This window comes from Flavobacterium sp. MMS24-S5, from assembly GCF_050320125.1.
Lineage (GTDB): Bacteria > Bacteroidota > Bacteroidia > Flavobacteriales > Flavobacteriaceae > Flavobacterium > Flavobacterium tyrosinilyticum.
This window is the reverse complement of record NZ_CP190016.1, coordinates 1,773,973-1,790,357: the sequence shown is the minus strand read 5'-3', so window position 1 is coordinate 1,790,357 and position 16,385 is coordinate 1,773,973. Positions and strand designations below refer to the sequence as shown.

General features: G+C 33.1%; 13 protein-coding genes and 1 pseudogene. 7 read left to right on the top strand and 7 right to left on the bottom strand.

Annotation, left to right across the window (positions count from 1 at the left end; genetic code table 11):
* Positions 1 to 127: 127 nt before the first annotated feature.
* Positions 128 to 541 (bottom strand): type II 3-dehydroquinate dehydratase, encoded by a 414-nt coding sequence (aroQ, locus tag ACPWTF_RS08085; RefSeq protein ID WP_427875083.1) that lies wholly within the window; start codon positions 539 to 541, stop codon positions 128 to 130.
* Positions 542 to 672: 131 nt separating this feature from the next.
* Positions 673 to 1,233: a porin family protein gene (locus ACPWTF_RS08080; RefSeq protein WP_427875082.1), complete on the bottom strand. Its 561-nt coding sequence runs from the start codon at positions 1,231 to 1,233 to the stop codon at positions 673 to 675.
* A 290-nt stretch (positions 1,234 to 1,523) separates the two neighbouring features.
* Here ACPWTF_RS08080 and ACPWTF_RS08075 point away from each other — a divergent pair, with 290 nt between their 5' ends.
* The 4 genes from ACPWTF_RS08075 (at position 1,524) to ACPWTF_RS08060 (ending at position 5,464) form a co-directional block, all read left to right on the top strand.
* Positions 1,524 to 2,030: a hypothetical protein gene (locus ACPWTF_RS08075; RefSeq protein ID WP_427875081.1), complete on the top strand. Its 507-nt coding sequence runs from the start codon at positions 1,524 to 1,526 to the stop codon at positions 2,028 to 2,030.
* Between the two features lie 208 nt (positions 2,031 to 2,238).
* Positions 2,239 to 2,820, top strand: a complete 582-nt coding sequence (locus tag ACPWTF_RS08070; RefSeq protein ID WP_427875080.1) for a porin family protein — start codon at positions 2,239 to 2,241, stop codon at positions 2,818 to 2,820.
* Between the two features lie 79 nt (positions 2,821 to 2,899).
* Complete coding sequence (gene xerD, locus ACPWTF_RS08065; protein ID WP_427875079.1) at positions 2,900 to 3,796, top strand: site-specific tyrosine recombinase XerD; 897 nt, start codon at positions 2,900 to 2,902, stop codon at positions 3,794 to 3,796.
* Between the two features lie 147 nt (positions 3,797 to 3,943).
* Complete coding sequence (locus ACPWTF_RS08060; RefSeq protein WP_427875078.1) at positions 3,944 to 5,464, top strand: PAS domain-containing sensor histidine kinase; 1,521 nt, start codon at positions 3,944 to 3,946, stop codon at positions 5,462 to 5,464.
* A gap of 68 nt (positions 5,465 to 5,532) precedes the next feature.
* Here ACPWTF_RS08060 and rny read toward each other — a convergent pair.
* The 3 genes and pseudogenes from rny to ACPWTF_RS08045 form a co-directional block, all read right to left on the bottom strand.
* Positions 5,533 to 7,091, bottom strand: a pseudogene (gene rny / locus ACPWTF_RS08055) (ribonuclease Y).
* Between the two features lie 209 nt (positions 7,092 to 7,300).
* On the bottom strand, positions 7,301 to 7,594 hold the full coding sequence (locus tag ACPWTF_RS08050) for a cell division protein ZapA (RefSeq protein ID WP_250837260.1): 294 nt from the start codon (positions 7,592 to 7,594) through the stop codon (positions 7,301 to 7,303).
* A gap of 4 nt (positions 7,595 to 7,598) precedes the next feature.
* On the bottom strand, positions 7,599 to 7,889 hold the full coding sequence (locus ACPWTF_RS08045) for a hypothetical protein (protein WP_095929500.1): 291 nt from the start codon (positions 7,887 to 7,889) through the stop codon (positions 7,599 to 7,601).
* A gap of 180 nt (positions 7,890 to 8,069) precedes the next feature.
* Between ACPWTF_RS08045 and ACPWTF_RS08040 the strand changes: the two genes are divergently transcribed.
* The 3 genes from ACPWTF_RS08040 (at position 8,070) to ACPWTF_RS08030 (ending at position 13,038) form a co-directional block, all read left to right on the top strand.
* A complete protein-coding gene (locus ACPWTF_RS08040) occupies positions 8,070 to 9,752 on the top strand; it encodes a M23 family metallopeptidase (RefSeq protein ID WP_427875077.1) in 1,683 nt (560 codons plus the stop codon).
* Positions 9,753 to 9,764: 12 nt separating this feature from the next.
* Entirely contained in the window at positions 9,765 to 12,230 is a 2,466-nt protein-coding gene (locus ACPWTF_RS08035) for a TonB-dependent receptor (RefSeq protein ID WP_427875076.1), read from the top strand.
* Between the two features lie 88 nt (positions 12,231 to 12,318).
* Entirely contained in the window at positions 12,319 to 13,038 is a 720-nt protein-coding gene (locus tag ACPWTF_RS08030) for a hypothetical protein (RefSeq protein ID WP_427875075.1), read from the top strand.
* 455 nt (positions 13,039 to 13,493) lie between these two features.
* Here ACPWTF_RS08030 and ACPWTF_RS08025 read toward each other — a convergent pair whose 3' ends face one another.
* Entirely contained in the window at positions 13,494 to 14,195 is a 702-nt protein-coding gene (locus ACPWTF_RS08025) for a hypothetical protein (RefSeq protein ID WP_379800872.1), read from the bottom strand.
* A gap of 129 nt (positions 14,196 to 14,324) precedes the next feature.
* Positions 14,325 to 16,154 carry an ABC transporter ATP-binding protein gene (locus ACPWTF_RS08020; protein WP_427875074.1) on the bottom strand — a complete coding sequence of 610 codons (1,830 nt, stop codon included), beginning with the start codon at positions 16,152 to 16,154 and terminating at the stop codon, positions 14,325 to 14,327.
* Positions 16,155 to 16,385 lie beyond the last annotated feature (231 nt).

The following is a 16,385-nucleotide window of genomic DNA, read 5'->3' as shown; positions in this document are numbered from 1 at the left end:
GAGGTTACTAATAATTTGTTAAATTCGATAAGAAACCACTGGCTGTTTGTTAGACTGAGCGAAGCCGAAGCCTCATCGGGTTTCTATTAGCTTTCGACTTTGCTTAGGATGACATTTGTTTAAAAAATTACAAAAACGACTGAATCGCTAATTCGTAACTTTTTAAACCAAATCCTAGAATAACACCTTTGGCATTTCCAGATAGATAAGACTGATGTCTAAAACTTTCTCTAGCGTAAGTATTAGAAATATGAACTTCTATTACAGGAGTTGTAACGGCTTTCATTGCATCTCCCAAACCAATAGAAGTATGCGTATATGCGCCTGCATTTAGAATAATTCCATCATAACTAAAACCGCATTCTTGAATTTTACCAATCAGTTCGCCTTCAATATTACTTTGATAATACGAAAGTTCGATGTTTGGGAATTTTTGTTTCAACGTTTCAAAATAATCTTCAAAGGTTTGGCTTCCATAAACTTCAGGTTCTCTTTTTCCTAAAAGATTCAAGTTGGTTCCGTTGATAATGCAGATTTTCATATGTGTATGTTTTGTTTTGAGATATTGACATTGCTATTGATTTTTGCAATTGTCATTGAGCTGTGTAAAAATAAAAAAAACCGCACTAATAAATAGAGCGGTTTTTGTAAAAGTATGTGATATATTTTTTTTTAGAACATGTATCCAGCAGAAAGTTGGAATACAGAGTTTTTAAAATCAGCTTCTTCTGAAATCTCAGTAAGACCAATTCCGTAACGAGCTTGAACAAAAAGACCTCCAACAACTTTTAATCCTAAACCTGCGTTAAGAGAAAAGTCAAATGTTTTTGGATTTGCAGCATCAAATTCTTTTTTATTGCTAACAAGGAAAGATGCTTGTGGGCCAAGTTCTAAGCTAAGAGACTTAGTCATATAGATTTTTGCCATTACAGGAATAGCAATATATCCCATTTCGTTTTTAAATTCAGTAAGAGCGTTTTTATACGTAGCTCCTTGAGTAGAATATAAAAGCTCTGGCTGAATTGAGAATTTTTCTAATAATTTAAGTTCTGCTACAAGACCTGCATGGTAACTTGTAATACCTTCTTTATCAACAGAGATTCCATTAAAATCAGATCCTCCAGTTTGGTTAGCAAAGTTCGCTCCTGCTTTTACCCCGATTTGTACAAATTGTGCGTTTACTGCTGCTGATGTTGCAAGAAACATGACAGCTACTAAAAGTATTTTCTTCATAAAAAGGTTTTTAAAAATTGGTATTTTAAAATGTTATTTAAAGTTCAAAACTACATATTTAGCATTTTATTGCATTATAATTTTGATTAAATAATTACTAAAATTCCCACTCAAACTGATTTTTCAATTTAGAAAAACCTTTTTTCTTCTTTCAAAGCTTTGATTTTCAATTGGTATATCTTGATTTTATTTTTGTCTTATTCTAATACTTTTTAAACTTATAGTGGAGTGTTTTTTGTAAGTCTAATCTTAGTTTTGTCGAATATTAATTAAATAGTATTTTAAAAATTATGAAAAAAATTGTTTTAGCTGCTATTGCAGTAATGACTTTCGGATGGGCAAATGCTCAAGAACAAACAGCAAAAGGAAAATGGTTAATTGAAGCTAATACTGGTTTTGGTAACAGTGTAGGAAGCACATCTTTTGGTTTATGGTCATCAGATGGTAATACCGCTTGGAATGTTGGAGCTGAAGGTGGTTATTTTGTAGCTGATAATCTAGCAGTGAAAGTTGGTTTAGGATATGGAGACGCAGGAAATGATTCAAGTACTTTTGCTTATAAAGTTGGCGCTAAATATTATTTAGCTAACAAATTTCCATTAGAAGTTTCTTATAATGGCGTTAGCTACAAAGGAGCTGATGAAAACCCATCTTATTTAGGCTTACAAGGAGGATATGCGTGGTTTGTAGGGAAAAATGTTTCAGTTGAGCCTGGAATTCGTTACAATGTGTCTCTAAATGACGACTATTATAAGAGTGCATTCCAATTCAACGTTGGTTTCGCTTTACACTTCTAAGTATTTAGTTAATCAAGTGTTTTTTAAAAGCCTCTTCGCTAAAATGAAGAGGCTTTTTGTATTATGGAAATTCTAATTTTTAAATTGGCTTAATTCAAAATTAACAATTACTCTAATATTTACTATTTTATTTGTTAAAAACCTAATATAGATTTATGAAGAATATTTTTATATTTGATGTAATTAATTTAACCCAAAACAAATTAGAATGAAAAAAATTATTTTATCTGCCATTGCAATTATGGCTTTTGCATTCTCAAATGCTCAGGAAACAAGATTTGGAATAAAAGGAGGTCTTAATCTTTCAAATATCGTTGGTGGAGATATAGACGATAATAAAACATTAGTTGGATTTCACGTTGGAGGTTTAGCTGAGATTCACATAGTTGAAAAGTTTTATATTCAGCCAGAGCTTTTATTCTCTACACAAGGAGCTAAATTTGATGGACCTTTTGGAAGTGATGGAGATATCAAATTAAACTATATAAACATTCCTGTGCTAGCAAAATACTACATTGTAGATAAAAAATTTAATGTAGAAGCGGGGCCTCAACTAGGTATTTTAGTATCAGCTAAGGCAGATGGTGAAGACTTTAAGGATTATACAAGATCAACAGATTTTGGTTTTAATTTAGGAGCCGGATATAGCTTCACTGATAACTTCTCTGTGGGACTTCGTTATACTATCGGTTTGTCTCCTATTTCTGATAGGGATATTGATGATTCAGAAGAATATTATGATAGCGCAAAAAATAGCAACTTACAGCTTTCTTTAGCTTATAAATTCTAATCTGAATTTTAAAATGTTTTAAAAACCTTCCCAATAACGGAAGGTTTTTTTATGCCAAAAAATTACTTACTTTGTAAATATGAATTGGAGCAGATACATAAAAGATTATCAGTCGTATTTGAGGATTGAGAGAGGTTTGTCTAAAAATACGATTGAAAACTACGGCTTCGATATCGAACGTTTGTGCCTTTTTTTAGAAACGAATCAAATAGATGTTTCGCCAATAAAAATTTCGGATGAAACATTACAGCAATTTATTTATTCGGTCGCTAAAGAAGTAAATCCGAGATCGCAGGCAAGGATAATTTCTGGTCTCAAAAGTTTCTTCAATTATCTGGTTTTTGAAGATTATCGAAATGATAATCCTTTAGAATTAATTGAAGCCCCAAAAACAGGCCGTAAATTACCCGATACTTTATCGCTTCAGGAAATTGACGCTTTGATTGGAAACATCGATTTAAGCACCAACGAAGGCGAGCGAAATCGCGCCATGTTGGAAACTCTTTATGGCTGCGGACTTCGTGTTTCTGAGTTGATCTCGCTAAAAATATCAGATCTATTTTTTGATGAAGGCTTTATTAAAATTACGGGTAAAGGAAACAAGGAAAGGTTTGTTCCGATAGGATCACTAACTCAGAAATATATTGATATTTATAGAAATGCAATTCGTTGTAATCTCAATATTAAAAAAGGAGCAGAAGACACTTTATTTTTGAATCGAAGAGGAAATCAGTTAACACGCGCGATGGTTTTTACTATCATTAAAGATCTTGCACAAAAAATGGGGTTGAAGAAGAATATAAGTCCGCATACCTTACGCCATTCTTTTGCTACGCATCTGCTTGAAAATGGTGCAGATTTGAGATCAATTCAATTAATGTTAGGGCATGAATCTATTACAACAACAGAAATTTATGTTCATCTGGATCGCAGTTTTTTAAAAGAGGTTATGCATAGTTTTCATCCGAGAAAATAATTTTTTATTGCATTGTGCGTTTTTTGTTTTGAAAATTTATATATTGTGTTAAAAATTTGCGTTAAAGTGAGTTAAATACAGTAAAATGTGATGTTTTGTTTCTCTCGCATAAGTTCTCAATATCTTATTTACATAAAAAAGTAGTATATGGTTTTTGATTTATATGGAAATGACGATTGCTTGGAGGTAAATAATTTTTATAAAAAATTGTTGGCCGAAATGCCCGACCTGCTTTTTCAGTTTGTTATTGATGCTGATAACAATTACACCTTTCCACTTGTAAGTAAATCGGCCGATGAAATATTTGAACTTTCAGCAGTGGATTTTAATAATGATATAAAGTTTATAGTTTACGATCGAATTCTACCACAGGATCGTGAGCTTTTTTTTCAGTCTTTAGTCAAAGCTAGAAAAGAAATAAAACCTTGGGAAATTGAGTTTAGAGCTGTTCTTCCAAAAAAAGGAATGCGCTGGTTTAGGGTTTCCTCTAAAACAGAATCTTCTTCAAATGGAAATGTAATTTTCTATGGACATGTTTCAGACATTACGGAACTGAAAGATAAAGAAGAGAAACTTAAGATTTCTGAAGAACGTTTTCAATTTGCTCTTGATGCTTCTACGGTTGGAATTTGGGACTGGGATATGGTTACCAATAGTGTTTTTTATTCATCTCTGTCTCTTAAAATTTTAGAACTGGAATCTACCGATATTTTTGATGATCCAGAACGTTGGGATAAAATCGTTCATCCTGATGATCTTCCAAAATATTATTCCGACATTCATGAGCATTTTGATAATAAGATTCCGTTTTACGAAAATTATCATCGTGTAATGACTTCCAGTGGAAATTACAAATGGATTTTGGATCGGGGAAAAGTGATTAAACGGGATGAAAATGGAAAGCCTTTACGTGTAATTGGAACCCATACAGATGTATCGGCGCAAAAAGAAAAAGAGCTGGAACTTTTAAAAACGATGAAATTGTATAGTGATCAAAACAGTCGTTTATTGAATTTTTCGCATATTGTTTCGCACAATTTAAATACACAGGCCGGGAACATAAAATCGATTTTAGATCTTATCGATGCTGATGTTAGTAAGCAAACTGTAGCTGAAATGCTGGAATATTTGCGAGCCGTTTCTAACGATCTCAATGAGACTATTTCAAATCTTACCCAAATTGTAAAAACGCAAAGCAATATTAATATTGCAGTCGTTCCGTTAAAGCTTTGTGAGTATATCGAGAAGACAATTTCGACTATTAAAGGTTATGATAAACAGCGAAAAGTAACGATTATAAACAACGTTCCGAAGTATCTTACGATTAATTTTAATCCGGCGTATATGGAAAGTGTTTTGCTGAATTTTACAACAAATGCAATTAAATATGCGCATCCTGATCGTGATCCGATAATTACTTTTGATTTTGCAATAGAGCCAGAAGGTTTTAAATCGCTTAAGATTTCAGATAATGGTCTCGGAATCGATTTGAAGGTTTACGGCGATTTAATATTCGGTATGTATAAAACCTTTCATAAACACGAAGAAGCTCGTGGTATCGGATTGTATATTACAAGAAATCAAATTGAGGCTATGAAAGGAACGGTTGAAGTAGAAAGTGAAGTAGGAGTAGGTACCAGTTTTAAAATCGTTTTTAATGATATGTAAAACTTAAATAGGGATAAAAAATAAAGGCTGTCAATTGACAGCCTTTATTTTTATATATGTTCCTAAGATTATTTAGCAATATTTACAGCTCTTGTTTCTCTAATAACTGTAACTTTTACTTGTCCAGGATAAGTCATTTCAGTTTGGATTTTTTGTGAAATCTCGAAAGATAAGTTTGCTGCATTGTCATCAGAAACTTTTTCACTTTCTACAATTACACGAAGTTCTCTACCAGCTTGAATTGCATAAGCATTTTTAACTCCGCTGAATCCGTAAGCTACATCTTCAAGATCTTTAAGACGCTGAATGTAAGAATCTAAAACCTGACGTCTTGCACCTGGTCTAGCTCCAGAAATAGCATCACAAACTTGAATAATTGGAGATAACAAAGATTTCATTTCAATCTCATCGTGGTGCGCTCCAATCGCGTTGCATACTTCTTCTTTCTCGCCGTATTTCTCAGCCCACTGCATACCTAAAAGTGCGTGTGGTAAATCACTTTCTGTATCTGGCACTTTTCCGATATCGTGTAATAAACCAGCTCTTTTAGCTAGTTTTACGTTTAATCCTAATTCTGCAGCCATGATACCACAAAGTTTAGAAACCTCTCTCGAGTGTTGTAATAAGTTTTGTCCGTAAGAAGAACGGTATTTCATTCTACCCACCACTTTAATTAATTCTGGGTGTAAACCGTGAATTCCTAAGTCGATTACGGTACGTTTTCCAACTTCAATAATTTCGTCATCAATTTGTTTGGCTGTTTTAGCTACAACTTCTTCGATACGTGCTGGGTGAATACGTCCATCAGTTACCAATTTATGTAAAGACAAACGAGCAATTTCTCTACGAACAGGATCAAAACAAGAAAGAATGATAGCTTCTGGTGTATCATCAACAATGATTTCAACTCCAGTTGCAGCTTCAAGAGCTCTAATGTTACGTCCTTCACGACCAATAATACGTCCTTTTACATCGTCAGATTCAATGTTGAAAACAGAAACACAGTTTTCTACCGCTTCTTCAGTTCCAACTCTTTGAATAGTGTTGATGATAATTTTTTTAGCTTCTTGCTGTGCAGTCAATTTTGCCTCTTCAATAGTTTCTTGAATATGAGACATTGCTTTCGTTTTAGCTTCAGCTTTTAAACCTTCTACCAATTGTTCTTTTGCTTCTTCAGCAGAAAGACCAGAAATTACTTCTAATTGCTGTAATTGACTTTTATGAAGTTTGTCAACTTCAGCTTGTTTTTTGTCTAAAACCTCAATTTTATTATTGTATTCGGCAGTTTTAGCCTCAAAGTCGTCGTTAACTTTTTTAGCTTTAGAAAGTTCGTTAGAAACTTGAGATTCTTTATCGCGTACACGTTTTTCTACTTCAGCAACTTTTTTGTCTCTTGCTAAAATAACTTGTTCGTGTTCTGATTTCAATTCGATAAAACGTTCTTTTGCTTGAAGAATTTTATCTTTTTTGATATTTTCGGCTTCTAAATTAGCGTCTTTTAATATTGAAGCTGCTTCTTTTTAGCGTTTTTAATTAGGTTTGAAATATTACTTTTCTCGATAATTTTAGCTATTGCAAATCCTGCTGCAATACCTACAATACCAATGATGATCGTTATGATGTCCATGTTTGTTAGGGTTTATATATAAAAAAAGCCTACATTAATTGCTTGTATAAACTCGTAAAGACAAGTTTTGAGCTAACTCACTGTTCAAGTTTCCCAGCCAAATGGAGGGCATACTATAGTAGCGACGATTTGCTCATTCTAAATTGTTAGTGTTGAGTTTACCAATTGTGAACTAATGTAGGCAGTATCTTAGTTTCTGTAAAGAACGTTTATTTTTCGAGATATTGATCTAAAAGCGAATTTAATCTTTTAATTCTTTCGATAGTCTCTTCTCCATCGATTGCGTTGTCAATTTGTTTTTGTTCTACTTGCGATGCAAATTGTAATGCACACATGGCTAGAACATCTTGTTTGTCACGAACCGCGTAATTTTCTTCGAACTGCTTTATCATAGCATCAATTTTTTTAGAAGCACTTCTAAGCCCTTCTTCCTGACTAGGTTCAACCGTAAGCGGATAAACGCGGTCTGCAATTGATATTTTAATTCTAAGCTTTCCGTCCATATTATTAATCTGATAGTTGTGCTATACAGTAATCAATTTCGCGAATTAATGAATTTATTTTAAGCTTTGTCTCTCTCTTGTTATTGTCGCTGCCAAGTAACGAATTGGCTATTTTAAGTGTTTCATTTTGCTTTTTCAAAGCTTCCATTTCCTCAGATTGTTTCTGGATAATTTGCGCAGCTTTGGCTAATTCTAATCGTAATACTTGATTGTTTTGCTCCAAACCTTTTGATTTCTCAAAAAGCTTTTGGGCTTTATATTCAAGAGTATCAATTATTTCTGCAATTACACTCATTATACATCCTATTCATTACTTAATCCTACAAAGTTAATATTCCTTTTTATTAATGCAATTTTTTATCGATTTTTTTACATTAAAATAGATAAATATATGTAATTCAATTAATTGTGAAATTATAGGTTTTTTCTTGCTTTTATTAGTCTATTTTTCTTTATCTTAGCAAAAATGTTGCTTATGAGATTTTCTGCCTTTACCCTTTTGATTTGTAATTTTATATTTGCTCAAACGCAATATCCTAAAGACTATTTTCGTCCTCCATTAGATATTCCGATGCAGCTTTCTGGCAATTTTGGAGAGTTAAGGCCTAATCATTTTCATGCTGGTTTTGATTTGAAAACCAATCAGAGAGAAGGATTAACTGTGCATGCTATTGCCGATGGATATGTTTCGAGAATCAAAATTTCAACTTTTGGAAACGGAAAATGTATTTACATCACGCATCCAAATGGTTATACTTCTGTTTATGGGCATTTGCAAACGCCAACGGGTGCCATTTTAGATTATGTAACAAAAACACATTATAAAGAAAAGGCGTATGAAATTGAAATGTTTCCAAAACCAGATGAACTTCCGGTTGCAAAAGGAGACATAATTGGCCTTTCTGGAAATACAGGTTCCTCTGAAGGTCCGCATCTTCATTTTGAAATAAGAGATACTAAAACGGAGTTTGTCATCAATCCGATATTCTTTGGCTTTGACCAAAATTTAAAAGATACCAAAAAGCCTACTTTGTCAAGTTTATATGCCTATCCTTTGGATAATGGTACAGTAAATCTTTCAAAACAGCCTTTGTTGGTTAATATGGTGCTTCAAAAAGATGGAACTTATTTAGCTTCTAAAGTAAAAGCTAATGGAAAAATAGGTTTCGGAATTAATGCGGTAGATACCGATGATGTCTCGCATAACAAAAATGGCGTTTTTAATGTTTCGACTTTTTTAAACGGAAATCAGAATTATAATTATCAATTTAATACCTATTCTTTTGATGAAATGCGTTACATCAATGCTCTGATAGATTATTCTCGTTATAAAAAATCTGGACAGCGCGTGCAAAAGCTTTTTATGAAAACGCCTTTTGCTTTAAGCATTATAAAAACAGATTCTCTTCGTGGTATTGTAAAAGCAGAACCTAATTTAACTTCAAATTACAAAATCGAAGTCTCAGATTATTTTGGAAACATGAATTCGGTGACCATTCCAATTGAGTTTGATACCGCGACGCCACTTGTAGAAGCGGAGCCAGTTAACGGAAAATATTTTATTAAGTATAACAGAGATGCCAACTTTGAGAAAGATAATATGTCGGTTTTCTTTCCAGCAGGAACTTTCTATGATGATTTTAATATGAATTTTGATGTTAGAAATAACAAAGTTTTTATTCATGACGATACGGTTCCGGTGCATTCTAATTTTACAATTACGATAAAAGACGATACTTATCCAGAATCATTGCGAGACAAGCTGTATATTGGCAAAGGAACAAGTTATAATGGAACCATTAGAAAAGGAGACGTTTTTACTGCCAAGGCAAAAATATTAGGTGCATATGGTTTGGTTTTGGATACAATTGGGCCAGTGATAAAAATTGCAAAACCAGTTGAAGGAAAATGGATTAGCGATCAAAAGAAAATTGACTTTACAATAGGCGATGCTTTGTCGGGAATTAAGTCTTACAATGGATATTTAAACGGAAGTTGGGTTTTGTTTGAATATGAGAATAAAGCCAGAAGAATTACTCATACTTTTGATGATCAGTATTTGGCAGAAGGAGAAAACGTTTTAAAAATTGAGGTAGTTGATAATGTAGGAAATACTACTATCTTTGAAACTCGTTTTTTTAGAAGTCAAAAAAAATAAAACCCAAAATCTTTGAGTCAAAATAGGTTTACATTCGCTTTTCTCTTTTTATTTTTCAGCTGTATTGCATTAGCTCAAAACGCTCGTATTAAAGGGCTGATTTTAGATGCAGAGAAACATCCTGTTTCGGGCGTGAATGTCTCCTGGCAGAATACTTTTGTTCAGTCAGATTCGAATGGGTTTTATGAAATCTTAATTCCTTCAAACAAAAAAGTTTCCTTGATTTTTACTCACGTTTCATTAAAAATGATGAGTCTAACCGTTAGTTTGAAAACAAATGAAGTTTTTGTTTTTAATCCGATTATGAATAATTCTGAGGAGCAAATGGGAGAGGTTTTTGTTTCTTCTGGAAATAGAAAGCGAGTTCAAGGAATTACCTCTGTTGATGCAGAAACCATAAAGAAAATTCCAGGCGCAAATGCCGGAATCGAAAATATTTTGAAAACGCTTCCTGGTGTTAATTCCAATAACGAGTTGAGTTCGCAATATATGGTGCGAGGCGGAAATTATGATGAAAATCTAGTTTATGTGAATGAAGTAGAAGTTTATCGTCCGTTTTTAATTCGTTCGGGACAACAAGAAGGCTTAAGTTTTACGAATACAGATTTGGTTCAGAATGTTGAATTTTCTGCTGGTGGATTTCAAGCCAAGTTTGGAGATAAATTGTCTTCTGTTTTAGATATTACTTATCGAAAGCCAACGCAATTTGGTGCTGCTTTTGAAGCCAGTTTTCTAGGAGGAAGTGCCGCGGTCGATTTAGTTTCAAAAAACAAAAAATGGTCAGCGGTAACTGGAGTGCGTTATAGAAATAATAGCCTTTTGGTAAACAGCCAAGATACAGAGACTAATTACAAACCGACTTTTGCCGACATTCAAACGAATATCAATTACGATATTTCTGAAAAGTGGCAAATGAGCTTTTTAGGAAATATTTCTCAAAATAAATATTCGTATGAACCTTTGGTGCGTCAAACTAATTTTGGTACAGCAGACCAGCCAATGGCGCTTTCAGTATATTATGACGGGCAAGAAAAAGATCAATACGATACTTATTTTGGGGCTCTTAAAACTACTTATAAAGCATCTTCTACACTTACTTTAAAATTAATTGGTTCTTTATTTCATACTACAGAAAAGGAGCATTTTGATATTTTGGCGCAATATCGTTTAGGAAGCGTAAACGCTGAAGATCCAGAAAATGCTTCTGCTATTGATTTTACGCGCGGAATTGGTTCTCAGCTAAATCATGCCCGTAACGATTTGGATGCTTTAATTGCAAATATTGAACTGAAAGGAATTCAGAACTGGAAAGAAAGCCAGTTAGAATTTGGTTTAAAATATACTAGAGAATCCATTCGAGATCGAGTAGTAGAATGGGAGGTAATCGATTCTGCTGGATTTTCTATAAATCCGCCGTTGCTTATTCTTCCAAAAAATAATCAGCCCTATGCTCCTTACACTGGGCCACTTTTGCCGTATCAAGATATTCGTGCTACAAATTTTAATACCATAAATAGATTTTCTGGTTATGCGCAGTGGAATAAACAATCGGAAATTGGTTCAAGTCAGATTTGGTATCATTTAGGAGCTCGTTTTCAAGGATGGAATGTTTCGGGAGCAATAGAAGAAGGAAAAACACAATTTGTGGTAAGTCCGCGTGCACAATTTGCAATAAAACCAGATTGGAATCGCGATATGGTTTTTAGAATTTCTGGAGGATTGTACCACCAACCGCCATTTTATAGGGAACTTCGAGATCTGGACGGCGTCGTAAATCCGAATGTAAAAGCACAAGAAGCGATTCATGTTGTTTTGGGTAACGATTATAATTTTAAAATGTGGAATCGCCCCTTTAAATGGGTGACGGAACTTTATTATAAATCACTTTCAGATGTAAATGTGTATTCTATTGATAATGTTCGTATTCGTTATGTTGCCAATAACAATGCAAAAGCATATGCGCAAGGTTTTGATTTTAGATTAAACGGCGAATTTGTACCAGGAACCGAATCTTGGATAAGTTTTGGATACATGAAAACGGAAGAAAATTACGAAAACAAAGGATATATTGCCCGTCCGACAGATCAGAGATTAAAATTTGCGATGTTGTTTCAGGATTATATGCCGAACATTCCAAGTGTGAAAGTGTATTTAAATTTAGTCTACAATACAGGCTTGCCAGGTGGTGCGCCAGCTTACACAGATCCATACTTGTATCAAAATAGATTAAATGATTATAGAAGGGCAGATATTGGTTTTGCAAAAGTCTTTGTAGACAGTAGTACGAAGAACACAAAAACAGGCTGGCTAAAAAACTTTAAAGAATTGTCTTTGGGGTTAGAAATTTTTAATCTCTTTAATAATCAAAATGCGATTACAAATACTTGGGTTCGTGATGTGTATTCAAAAAATCAATATGCGATTCCAAATTATATGACTTCGAGAGTTTTTAACGTTAAGATTAATGCGAGGCTTTAATCTGCTCCGTGATCGGTTATAAAATTCAATAAAAACAAAAAATACAATCAAAAATAGTATATTTGATAATCGTATATAATCATTGTAGATGAAAAAGTATTTTAAATATATCGCCCTTATACTTATCGGAACAGTCATAAGCTGCCGAGAAGAAGTTCAAAAACCAAAAGTAAGTTACGGTGCTTCAAATAAAGTGAGCATTACTAAAACCGATACAACCCAGATTGAAATCGCCGATTTGCCAATTCAAATGGAAGGAACCAATTATTTAATTCATCCAGTTGGAGATTTAAGAGTTTTTGAAAGAGGATCTAAGGCAAGATTTGGTTCTTCGAGCGTTAATGATGTAAGTTTTACGATTTCTAATTTAGGAGAATATGAAATTACAGGATATCTTCAGAATTTAAAATTCCAAAAAGTAGATTCAGATTCTATCCGACCTTTGTCAGATAAGCCAGTTCTAATTTTAACGGCTACTTTTCTGAAAACCGTTGCAGATAAAACGCATAATAATGTTATGGTTTATACATTAACAGATTCAGATACTAATAAAGACGGGAAAATTGATACAAGCGATATTAAAACTTTGTACTTAAGTGATATCAGCGGCGAAAATTTTACAAAAGTTTCAGCCGATTTGGAAGAATTGGTAGATTGGAGTTTGATAGAATCTAAAAACCGTCTGTATTTTAGAACAATCGAAGACACGAACCAAAACGGACAGTTTGATAAAAATGATGTGTTGCACTACAACTATATAGATTTGGCTTCTAAAAAATGGGAAGTGAAGAGTTATAAGCCTATCTAAGGTGCTAAGGTTCTGAGATGCTAAGATTCTAAGTTTTTTTCTTGCCACAGATTAAAGGATTAAAAAGATTTATAAAAAGAGAGGCTGTTTCAATAAGTTGAAACAGCCTCTCTTTTTTAAATTGCTTTTATTAATGAAAACAGCGTTTTTTATTTTTATACATCAAGCCGTCATTCCGTAGGAATTTCTGGTCGGTAGAAAAAAATGATGATAAATCAATTTACGTTCCGTAGGAACATTTGATGTGTTGGATTGTCAAAAAAATGTCTAAATCAAACGTTCCTACGGAACGTAATTAACCAAAACAATATAATTTTTTCTACCGATGAAATGTTCCTACGGAACATAATCAAATCAGAAACGGGAAAAAAATCTTTCTAATCCTTTAATCTGTGGCAAAAAAAACTTAGAATCTTAGCATCTCAGAATCTTAGTATCTCAGCACCTTAGCATCTTTAAATCAATATATCGCTTTCGAGATCCGATTTCTCAATTTCGAAACCAAATCCTAAACGTTCAACCAATTCTATTACCAGTTTTTTGTACCAATTTTCAGATTTTGGGTGAATATATATTTTTTCGATTAATTGGTTGATGTCGACGTTGATCTTTAATCCGTCGTTTAATTTGATGTCACTTTTGGAAGTGTCGCTCAGAATACGGACTTCTCTTTCATATTGAAAACTTTTTCTTTTAAATAAAAACGGAAAGAATAAATCATCAAACGGAATATATTCTTTTTTATAATCGATGTAATTTACTTCGCCGATAAACTGGTCGAAATTGTTTTCTGGTTTTACTGCTTTTTGCAGTCTTCCAATTGTAGATTGAATAGCTAAGCCTTCGTTGTTTTTGGTAAAAATCTGCCACATGGCAAAAGATTCATATTCATTAATATGCCAGCTGCTTATGGCTACTTTTTCGCGATGGGTTTTGTAGTAATTTAAAAATTCAGGGTTATCTGCTGCTAGCTTTTTAATTTCTTCGTAAGTCGGTTCACTGAAAGTTCCCTCGTATTGATCTTCAAACTTGTCTGAACGTGACATAAAAAGTTTCTTCGAAAGCAATAAATCAAGAAATTTGGATAGGTCTAGATATTTCCAAACTATAGTATCGGGATCGTCTGGAAGTTTTATGTTGGGGTTGTTAAGATACATTTTCTGAAAGAATTAAATTTCAATCTTTAACTATCCTAAAGTTATAAAAATAAACACAGATTAAAGAAATTAAACTGAGTTTTAATATTTCCTTAATCTGTGTAAATTAATCTGGTGTTTGATTTGTTCTTACGATTCGAAAGACTGCATGGTTACCAGTTTATTGTAAGTTCCGTTGTGGGCAATTAATTCTTCATGAGTTCCTTGTTCAACGATTTTTCCTTTTTGCATTACGACAATCACATCTGCTTTCTGAATAGTCGAAAGTCGGTGTGCGATTACAATTGACGTTCTGTTCTGCATCATGTTTTCTAATGCTACCTGAACAAATTTTTCGCTTTCTGTATCCAATGCCGATGTAGCTTCATCTAAAATCATAATCGGCGGATTTTTCAATACGGCACGGGCAATAGATAGACGCTGTTTTTGTCCTCCAGAAAGCTTGTTTCCGCTATCACCTATATTCGTGTAGATTCCTTGCGGAAGATCCTTTACAAACTCATAAGCATTCGCAATTTTAAGCGCTTCGATAATTTCGTCATCAGTAGCATCTAATTTTCCTAAAGCGATATTTGCTTTAATAGTATCGTTAAATAAAATGCTGTCTTGCGTTACCAATCCCATCAAGCTTCGAAGAGATTGCAGATTCATGTCTTTAATGTTAATTCCGTCAATAGAAATAGAACCATCGTTAACATCGTAAAAGCGAGTCAATAAATTTGCAATTGTACTTTTTCCGCTTCCAGATTGTCCTACAAGAGCAACAGTTTGTCCTTTTTTTATTTGAAGAGAAAAGTCTTTTAAAACTGTTTCTTCTTCGTACTTAAAGTTTACATTTTGAACGCTGATATTGTCATCAAAAGTTGTTTTTTCAACAGCATTTTCTTTAGAAACGATAGTGTTTTCTTGTTCTAAAATTTCAAGAACACGTTCTGCTGCTGCATTTCCTCTTTTTACTCCATAAGAAGCTTTAGAAATTGCTTTTGCAGGAGTTAGAATGTTGTAAGCTAATCCCATGTAAGCAATAAACGCAGCGCCTTGTAGTGTTTTGTCAATCAAAACCATTTGACCGCCGTACCAAAGTAAAATAGCAATTACGGTAATTCCCATAAATTCACTTGCTGGAGAAGCTAAGTTTTGGCGGTTTCCAATACTATTTGATAAAGTGAAAAAGCGCTCTGTCGAGTTTTGAAAAACTTTATTAAAGTAATTTTCTGAATTATATCCTTTTACAACTTTCAATCCACCAATTGTCTCTTCGATAGTAGAAAGGAATCTTCCTTGTTCTTCTTGGGCTTTGGTTGATTGTTTTTTAAGTTGCTTTCCAATCAATGAAATAATATATCCAGAAACAGGAATAAAAATGAAAACAAACAACGTCAGCTTAGCACTAATGATAAGCATCGTGGTTATGGTAAAGATAATCGTTAAAGGTTCTTTTACAATAAGCTCCAAGATGGCCAAGAAAGAGTTTTGAACCTCGTTTACGTCAGCTGAAATTCTAGAAATTACGTCTCCTTTTCTTTTTTCAGAATAAAATGCCAAAGGGAGTTCTAGTGTTTTTTTGTACAATGCATTTCGCATATCCTTTAATACTCCGTTTCTAAGGAAATTGATAAAAAACATCGCCAAATAATCGGCTAAGTTTTTAAGTAAAAAGATTGAAATAATAATGGCAACCATTACCGACAAAACATAACCAGGTTCGTGGTTTTTTTGTGCAGTGGTAATGTAGTAAGCCAAATAGTCTTCGGCATATTCTTTTATTTTAAAAATGCCTTCGTAAACTGGCTCTATTTCTACTCTTTTTCCTTTTTCAAATAATACCTGAAGCATAGGAATTAAAGCCACAAACGAAAGTGTGCTGAAAAGTGCATACAAAACATTGAAAAAGATATTTAAGAATGCGTATTTTTTATACGGATATATAAAAGGAACTATTTTTTTGAAATTACTCATTTATTTTTCTTGATGTTATTTTCTTTTGGTTGGGTCAGCTCTTTTGGGTTTTAGTATTTATTTTGAGCATGTAATTTTCAATGCACAAAATTAATCCAATTGAGGTGTTTTCAATTTCTTTTTAGTTTTTTTTATAAAAAAAACTCTGATTTACTTTCAAGATTGTAAACCAGAGTTCAAAGATATCGAACTTGTAATTCTGCATGCAATTTGCAAAATTGTATTAATTGA